At 78.0% G+C, this 1271-nt stretch carries 1 protein-coding gene; it reads right to left on the reverse strand.

Features of this window, described 5'->3' with window-relative positions; genetic code table 11:
- Positions 1-137 precede the first annotated feature (137 nt).
- Positions 138-1172, reverse strand: coding sequence for an NAD(P)-dependent alcohol dehydrogenase (locus DZF91_RS23620; RefSeq protein ID WP_117359528.1), 1035 nt, complete (start codon positions 1170-1172; stop codon positions 138-140).
- Positions 1173-1271 lie beyond the last annotated feature (99 nt).

The following is a 1271-nucleotide window of genomic DNA, read 5'->3' on the forward strand; positions in this document are numbered from 1 at the left end:
GAGCGCGGGCGGGCGGCGCGCGGACGCGCTCCCCGAGGCGCTCGCGGTGGCGGAGCGGACCGTCCGGCGGGCGGTCGGTGCGGCACGCTGACGGCCCGGCGGGCGGTCAGTGGGGCACGATGACGGCCGGCGGGCGGTCAGTGGGGCACGATGACGGCCCGGCCGTTGATGTCGCCCGCGTGCATCCGCCGGTAGGCGAGCGGCGCCTCGTCCAGCGAGAAGGTCTCGACCTGGACCTCCAGGGCGCCCGCCCGGGCCAGGTCGAGGACCTCGATCAGCTCCGAGCGGCTGCCCCAGTACGGCGAGCGGACGGACGCGTCGTAGGCGATCTCGCCGAAGCCGACCCTGGCCGCGCCGCCGCCGATGCCGACGATCGCGACGTCCGCCTCGGTCGCGGCGACGGCGGTGGCGATCGCGGTGGTGGGCGGGGCGCCGACGAAGTCGAACACGGCCTGCGCGCCGAACCCGCCGGTCAGCTCCCGCACCCGGGCCACGGCCCGGTCGTCGGACGGGACGGCCTCGTGCGCGCCGACCGACTCGGCGAGGGCCAGCTTGCGCTCGGACACGTCCAGCGCGATCACCCGGGCCGGGGAGAGCGCGCGCAGCAGGCCGATCGCGACGTGCCCGAGGCCGCCCGCGCCGATCACCACGGCGGTGCTGCCCGGCACCAGGCGCGGCAGCGCCGCCTTGATCGCGTGGTACGGGGTGAGCCCGGCGTCGGTCAGCGGGACGCTGCGGACCGGGTCCAGGCCGTCCAGCGGGACGAGGTGGCGCGGCGCGTCCACCAGCAGGTACTCGGCGATGGCGCCGGGCGCGCCGAGGCCCGGCGGCCGGATGCCGAGGGCGGCGGCGCGGCGGCAGTAGTTCTCCTTGCCCTGGGCGCACTCGGGGCACGTCCCGCAGCCCCACGGCCCGTACACGGCGACGGACTCGCCGATCTCCAGACCCGTGACGCCCGCGCCGAGCGCCGCGACCGTGCCCGCGCCCTCGTGCCCGAGGGTCAGCGGCAGGCCGATGCCGAGCTCGGCCGGGCTCTGCATGACCACGAAGTCGGAGTGGCAGACCCCGGCGGCGGTCACCTTCAGCAGCACCTGGCCGGGGCCGGGCTCCGGGTCCGGCACCTCGACGACCTCGGGAGACCTCCCGATCTCCCGGAACTGGACGGCCTTCATGATCTCCCCCTCCGGTGGGCGGCGCGCGGCCCGCGGGTCCGCACGGCCCGGCGGGCGCGTGCGGCGGGCGGGCGCGGCGGGCTCCGTGATCTCCCGCAC

The sequence above is a fragment of the Actinomadura logoneensis genome, assembly GCF_003428695.1.
In the GTDB taxonomy this organism is placed as follows: Bacteria; Actinomycetota; Actinomycetes; order Streptosporangiales; family Streptosporangiaceae; genus Spirillospora; species Spirillospora logoneensis.

Excerpts from the sequence above, each read along its gene's own strand:
- DZF91_RS23620 (WP_117359528.1), bottom strand. The coding sequence starts at position 1,172 with ATGAAGGCCGTCCAGTTCCGGGAGATCGGGAGGTCTCCCGAGGTCGTC.